7 protein-coding genes are annotated in these 7030 nt (G+C 67.9%); all 7 read left to right on the forward strand.

The window, feature by feature from the left end; translation table 11 throughout:
- The coding region (locus AB4Y86_RS08330) for a GuaB1 family IMP dehydrogenase-related protein (protein ID WP_441401787.1) at nt 1-1068 on the forward strand (1068 nt) is incomplete at its 5' end.
- A 267-nt stretch (nt 1069-1335) separates the two neighbouring features.
- The gene (locus tag AB4Y86_RS08335; protein ID WP_441401788.1) at nt 1336-2703 is read left to right on the forward strand and encodes a hemolysin family protein; all 1368 of its coding nucleotides are present in this window, start codon (nt 1336-1338) and stop codon (nt 2701-2703) included.
- Nucleotides 2700-3761 carry a hemolysin family protein gene (locus AB4Y86_RS08340; RefSeq protein ID WP_441401789.1) on the forward strand — a complete coding sequence of 354 codons (1062 nt, stop codon included), beginning with the start codon at nt 2700-2702 and terminating at the stop codon, nt 3759-3761. The genes AB4Y86_RS08335 and AB4Y86_RS08340 overlap by 4 nt, the downstream gene beginning before the upstream one ends.
- A gap of 103 nt (nt 3762-3864) precedes the next feature.
- Nucleotides 3865-4830, forward strand: a complete 966-nt coding sequence (locus AB4Y86_RS08345; protein ID WP_441401790.1) for a metal ABC transporter solute-binding protein, Zn/Mn family — start codon at nt 3865-3867, stop codon at nt 4828-4830.
- 73 nt (nt 4831-4903) lie between these two features.
- Entirely contained in the window at nt 4904-5719 is an 816-nt protein-coding gene (locus tag AB4Y86_RS08350) for a metal ABC transporter ATP-binding protein (RefSeq protein WP_441401791.1), read from the forward strand.
- A complete protein-coding gene (locus AB4Y86_RS08355; protein WP_441401792.1) occupies nt 5720-6604 on the forward strand; it encodes a metal ABC transporter permease in 885 nt (294 codons plus the stop codon).
- Nucleotides 6605-6683: 79 nt separating this feature from the next.
- A partial coding sequence (locus tag AB4Y86_RS08360; protein ID WP_441401793.1) for a hypothetical protein occupies nt 6684-7030 on the forward strand: 347 nt, incomplete at its 3' end.

Below are 7030 nucleotides of genomic sequence, written 5' to 3' on the forward strand. Positions count from 1 at the left end.
GGTCAGGACCGCTTCGCCTCGCTTGCCTCCGTGATGCGCCAGCAGCCGCTCATCCTGGACGCCGCGGAGTTCGACGCCGCCCCGGACACCGGTCTGGAGGCCGGCGCTGCGGCCGGCGCGGTCGCGCCGTTGCGCCGGGCCTTTGATGCCATGGACGCGGCCGGCACCGACTTCGCCCCCGTCCAGCGGGACGGCGTGCTGGCTGGCCTCCTGACCCGCAAGGGCGCCCTGCGCTCCACCCTGTACCGGCCCGCCCTCGATGCCGGCGGGAAACTGAAGGTGGCAGCCGCCGTCGGCATCAATGGCGACGTGGCCGGCCGGGCGGCCGAGCTGCTCGCGGCCGGCGTCAACGTGCTGGTCCTGGACACGGCCCACGGCCACCAGCAAAAAATGTTCGATGCCCTGGCCGCCGTCCGGAGCCTGGACCCGGGAGTGCCGGTCGTGGCCGGCAACGTGGTTACCGCCGACGCGACCCGCGAGCTGATCCACGCCGGGGCGGACATCGTCAAGGTCGGCGTCGGGCCCGGCGCCATGTGCACCACCCGGATGATGACTGCGGTGGGACGGCCCCAGTTCTCCGCCGTGCTGGAATGCGCTGCCGCCGCGCGCGCTTCCGGCGGCCGGGTCTGGGCCGACGGCGGGGTCCGCTATCCCCGCGACGTCGCTCTGGCGCTCGCCGCCGGCGCGAGCCAGGTCATGATCGGCTCCTGGTTCGCCGGCACGCACGAGAGCCCGGGTGACCTGCAGGTCGACGCCACCGGCCGCCAGTTCAAGGAGAGCTTCGGGATGGCTTCCGCCCGGGCCGTGCAGAACCGCAACCAGCGCGAGGGCGCTTTCGAAAAGGACCGGAAGGCGCTTTACGAGGAAGGGATTTCCACCTCGCGGATGTATCTGGACCCCGCCCGCCCGGGCGTGGAGGACCTGCTGGACATGATCACCGCCGGGCTGCGCAGTTCCATGAGCTACGCCGGCGCAGCCGATCTGGCGGTGTTCCGGGAGCGGGCCGTCGCCGGCATCCAGTCGGCGGCCGGGTACGAGGAGGGCCGCCCGGTCCCGCAAAGCTGGTGACCGGCCCTCCTGTAGACTGACATTCTTATGGACAGTAAATCTAGGTGCCGGCCTGGGGGCTGTCAGCGAGGAACGCAAACCGTTCCCGCCCAGTCCACCCGCAGCGCCGGCAAACCCCGTTCACGCGCCCATTACTCCCCGGCTGCACGGCAGCGTTCTTTCCACGAACACGGAGCCTTCCCGAAAACAGGGTCCGCCGCGGCAGACCACCCTCCGCCGGAACGCTCTCAGCGGCAGGAACCTCCGCGTTCCGAAGCAGGCCGCTAAATGGAGTGGCTACTGCTCGGAGCTGGAATGCTCCTCATCTTCGGTACAGGCTTCTTCGTTGCCGTCGAATTCTCCCTGGTTGCGCTCGACCAGGCCACGGTGCAGCGCGCCGTGGACAACGGCGATACCGCCGCCGGYCCGTTGCTCAAGTGCCTCAAATCCCTCTCCACCCAGCTCTCCAGCTGCCAGCTCGGTATCACCCTGACCACGCTGCTCACCGGCTACGTGATTGAACCGTCAGTGGGCAGCCTCCTCCGGGGCCCGCTGACCGTCGTCGGCCTGCCCGAAGCCGCCGCGGCGTCGGTCTCGCTGGTACTGGCGATGGCGCTGGCCACGCTGCTGTCCATGCTGATCGGTGAACTGGTCCCGAAGAACATGGCCATCGCGCTGTCTTTTCCGATCGGCAAGGCCCTTGCCGGGCCCCAGCTGGTCTTCACCGCGATCTTCAAGCCGGCCATCATCGTGCTCAACGGCTTCTCCAACAAGGTCCTGAACGTCTTTGGCCTCGAGGCCAAAGAGGAGATTTCCGGTGCCCGCACCCCGGCCGAGCTGGCCTCGCTGGTGCGCCGCTCGGCAGCGATGGGGACGCTGGACGAACGGACCGCCAACTTCATCTCCCGCACCCTGAAATTCTCCGGCCGGACGGCGGCGGACGTGATGACGCCGCGGATCCGGGTGGAGACCATCGACAGCCACCAACCGGTTTCGGACATCGTGGAGGCCGCCAAACGCACCGGCTACTCTCGCTTCCCCGTGATCGGTGAGTCTTCGGACGACATCCGCGGCGTAGTGCACATCAAGAAGGCCATCGCGGTGCCGGCCGACCGGCGGCCCAAGCTGGAGGCCGGCGCGATCATGACCGAGGTCCTCCGCGTACCCGAAACCATTCATCTGGACGGCCTGCTCGCCGAGCTGCGGGAAGGAAACCTGCAGCTCGCCGTCGTGCTGGACGAGTACGGCGGCACCGCCGGCATCGCCACCCTCGAGGACCTGGTCGAGGAAATCGTCGGGGAAGTGGCCGACGAACACGACAAGGTCCGCCCCGGGCTGCTGCAGAGCGCCTCGGGGGACTGGTACTTTCCGGGCCTCCTGCGGCCGGACGAACTCTCCGAACAAATCCCGGGCCTGTCCGTGCCTGACGAAGCGACGTATGAGACGGTCGGCGGCTACGTCATGAGCCAGCTCGGTCGCATCGCGGCCGTGGGCGACACCGTCGACGTCGCGGGCGGAAGGCTTAGTGTGACCCGCATGGACGGCCGCCGGATCGACCGCATCTGCTTTACGCCTGCCCCGCCGGAGCACGAACAGCACCAGCAGCCGGGCGGCAACGGCGGGCGCATCGACGCCGGAAAGTCCGGTGCCGCATGAACGACTGGCTAGGAATCTTCTGGCTCGCCGTGCTGCTGGTGGGCAACGCGTTCTTCGTGGCGGCCGAATTCGCCGTCATGTCCGCACGCCGCAGCCAGATCGAGCCGCTTGCCGAGTCCGGGTCCAAACGGGCCCAGACCACGCTGCGGGCGATGGAAAACGTCTCCCTCATGCTGGCCTGCGCCCAGCTCGGCATCACGGTCTGCTCCCTGTTGATCCTGCAGGTGGCCGAGCCGGCCATCCACCACCTGCTGGCGGTCCCGCTGGGGGCGCTCGGCGTGCCGCTGGAAATCGCCGACGTCGTGGCGTTCGCCATCGCGCTGCTGGCCGTCACCTTCCTGCACGTGACCTTCGGCGAGATGGTGCCGAAGAACATTTCGGTGTCGGTCGCGGACAAGGCCGCGCTGCTGCTCGCCCCGCCGCTGATCTACATCGCCCGTGCCGTCAAGCCGGCGATCGTGGCGTTGAACTGGTCCGCGAACCATATCCTGCGACTGATGCGGATCGAGCCGAAGGACGAGGTCACCTCGTCCTTCACGCTCGAGGAGGTCCAGTCGATTGTGCAGGAATCCACCCGGCACGGCCTGGTGGACGACGACGCCGGCTTGATCACGGGTGCGCTGGAATTCTCCGAATACACTGCGTCCCAGGTCATGGTTCCGCTGGAGAAGCTGGTGATGCTCAAGGCCCCCACCACCCCGGTGGAGTTCGAGAAGGCCGTGAGCCGGACCGGCTTCTCCCGCTTCCCGATGCTTGACGAGGAAGGCATGCTGTCCGGCTACCTCCACATCAAGGACGTGCTGTCGATCCCGGAGGCAGGCTATTCCCACCCCATTGCCGAGAGCCGGATCCGCTCGCTGGCCAACCTGGCAATGGAGGATGAGATCGAAGAGGCGATGTCCGTCATGCAGCGCACCGGCTCGCACCTGGCCCGGGTGATCGGCCCTGACGGGCACACCCAGGGCGTGCTCTTCCTGGAGGACGTGATAGAGCAACTGGTCGGGGAAATCCGGGACGCGACGCAGGCCACCGGCTACCGCAGGTTCGGGCAGGAGTAAGGCAAGACGGCGGTGCTCGGGTCCCTAAATAGGAATGATTCCCATTTAGGGTTAGACTCGTCATATTGCTAACGCTTCTCAATAACAGATCCGAGGTCTTTCCGTGCGCCGTTCCGCCGCCGCAGTTCTCCTCGCCGGCCTCAGCAGCCTCCTGCTGACGGCCTGCGGTCCGACGTCGACGGCGGGAGGCGAGCGGTCGGGCGCCAACGGCGGGGTGGTTGAGGTTGTCGCCTCCACCAGCGTCTATGGCGACATCGTCAGTGTCATCGGCGGCGACAAGGTGCACGTCAGCTCGATCATTACCCGCCTCAGCCAGGATCCGCACTCCTACGAGGCCACCACCCAGGACAAGCTGGCTGTCTCCAAGGCCGCGCTGGTGCTGGAAAACGGCGGCGGCTATGACGACTTCCTGCACAAGCTCGCCGAGGACACCGGCCTGGACCAGAAGAACCTGCTCAACGCCGTCGACGTCTCGGGGCTGGCCACCGCGCCTGCGACGCCGGCAACGTCCGGCACGGACGGGCACAGCCACGCCGCCGCGGGCTTCAACGAACACGTTTGGTACAGCCCGGCCGCGATGAGCCGGCTGGCCGACGCGCTGGCGGAGAAGCTGGGCACCCTGGAGCCGGCATCGGCCGGGGAGTTCCGGACCAATGCGGCGGCCCTGAAAGAGGAGTTTGCCGGCCTGGACGCCCGGCTCTCGTCGCTGAAGGCAACGGCGGCCCACGGCGGCGTGGCCGTCACGGAGCCGGTTCCGCTTTACCTGCTGGAAGAGGCGGGCCTGGAGAACCGGACGCCGCCGGAGTACACCGCAGCCATCGAATCCGGCACTGACGTGCCGCCCGCCGTGCTGCGGTCCGCCATCGACGTCGTGAAATCCGGCGGGATCCGTCTGCTGGCCTACAACCCGCAGACGGAAGGACCGCAGACGCTCGCACTCAAGAACGCAGCAGCCGCCGCCGGCGTCCCCGTGGTGGACTTCAGCGAGACGCTGCCGGAGGGCAAGAGTTACCTGCAGTGGATGTCCGGCAACGTGGACAACCTGGCCAAGGCCCTCGGCCAGCGCTAGCCGGGCCTAGTCGGGCCTAAGATAAATCGGAACCGCGCGGCCGTCCGGCCCGCAGAAATTGAGGAAGACCCAGTTGACACCCGTAGTAAGCCTGCGCGGGGCCGCCCTGAAGTTCGGCAAACGGACGCTCTGGGAGAACCTGGACCTGGACATCAACCCGGGCGAATTCTTCGCCGTGCTCGGCCCCAACGGCAGCGGCAAGACCACGTTTCTCAAAGTTCTGCTCGGCCTGCAGGAGCTGACCTCCGGCACCGCCTCCCTGGACGGCGAGCCCATCGCCCGAGGCAACCGGCGGATCGGCTACATTCCGCAACAGGAATCTTTTGATCCGGACACGCCGCTGCGCGCCCGGGACCTCGTGGGCCTCGGCGTCGACGGCCACCGCTGGGGGATCCGGATCGGGGGCGCCAAGGTGAACCGCAAGATCGACCGGCTCCTGGACCAAGTGGGCGCCCTGGATTACGCCAAGGTGCCGGTGGGCCAGCTCTCCGGCGGGGAACAGCAACGGCTGCGGGTGGCCCAGGCCCTCGCGACCGAGCCAAAAGTCCTGCTCTGCGATGAACCGCTGCTGTCCCTGGACCTGCAGCACCAGCAGGCCGTCAGTTCCCTGATTAACGCACAGTGCCACCAACAAAAGAGTGCCGTGGTGTTCGTGACGCACGAGATCAACCCGATCATGGAATACGTGGACCGGGTCCTCTACCTGGCCGGCGGCCGCTTCCGGGTCGGGCCGCCCGCCGAAGTCATGACCACAGAGGTCCTCTCCAAGCTCTACGACAGCCCCGTTGAAGTGATCCACGCCAACGGCCGGATGATCGTGGCGGGCATTCCCGACGCCGTCACACATCACCACGAGGACGCGCACGCCGTCGCCGGGGAAGTGGGCTGAATGGACCTGGACAACCTCCTGCATTCAATCTTCAATTTCGAGAACTACGGCGAACTGCTGGCGCTGGTACAGAACTCCATCTGGGCCGGCGCGGTGCTGGGCCTGCTGGGCGGCCTGGTGGGCACCTTTGTGATGAAGCGCGACCTGGCCTTCGCCGTGCACGGTATTTCCGAGCTTTCCTTTGCCGGCGCGGCCTTTGCCCTGCTGGTCGGCGCCGACGTGGTCCTCGGTTCACTGGCCGGCTCGGTGGTGGCGGCGCTCCTGCTGGGACTGATGGGGGTCCGGGCCCGGGACAAGAACTCGACCATCGGCGTGATCATGCCCTTCGGCCTTGGCCTGGGCATCCTTTTCCTCTCGCTCTACGAGGGCCGCGCGGCGAACAAGTTCGGCTTGCTCACCGGGCAGATCGTGTCCGTCGGCACCGTGCAGCTGCAGGTGCTCGCCGTCGCTTCTGTGATCGTCATGCTGGCTCTCGTGGCCATCTGGCGGCCGCTGACCTTTGCGAGCGTGGACCCCSCCGTCGCAGCCGCCCGCGGAGTTCCGGTGCGAGGCCTTGCCCTGGGCTTCATGGTGCTGCTGGGCGTGAGCGTGGCGCTGTCCATCCAGATTGTCGGCGCCCTGCTGGTGCTGGCGTTGCTGATTACCCCGGCCGCTGCGGCCTTGCGGGTGACGTCGTCGCCGCGGCTGGTTGTGGCCCTTAGCGTGCTTTTCGCCGTTACGGCCACGGTGGGCGGCATCCTGCTGGCCCTCGGCGGCAGGCTCCCGATCAGCCCGTACGTCACGACGCTGTCCTTTTTGATCTACGTGGTGTGCCGGGCGATCGGCGGCCTCAAGGCCAGGCGCGGCCTGAACGGCCGGGTGCTGCCGCCGGCGCTGGCCGCCTAGACGCCCGCCTAAACGGCCGCCGGTCCCGGGGCCCGGGTTACCGCCCGGGTTGTTTGCTCGGAGCGTCATGGCCGCGGCCGTGTCAGGCTCAGTGGAGCGCATCGAGGGTCTGGTCAATCCCGTGTTCAGCAATGCCCGGCCCGAGGCCGAGCAGTTGGTGGAATCCACCCGCGGCTGGACCCCGGGCTCATGGCAGCTCGACCTCAGCAACGACTTCCCGGAGATCGCCAACGTCACCGCTTCGCAGCATGGACAAGCCCCCACGGCCCGCTACCGAATCTCGTGGAGCGACGCGCGCTGGACCCTGGTGATGGGCGAGCCGAAGAACCCGCCAAGCGGCGGCGCGAAACCCGCCGGCCCGGGCGCACAGCCCACCGGCACCGGCCCCGACGCCGACCCGATAATTGTGGCGGGGGCGTCCAGCCT

This window comes from Arthrobacter sp. 2YAF22_2 (assembly GCF_052114645.1).
Lineage (GTDB): Bacteria > Actinomycetota > Actinomycetes > Actinomycetales > Micrococcaceae > Arthrobacter.

Coding starts and splice junctions, on each gene's coding strand:
- AB4Y86_RS08340 (WP_441401789.1), top strand. CDS start 2,700: ATGAACGACTGGCTAGGAATCTTCTGGCTCGCCGTGCTGCTGGTGGGC.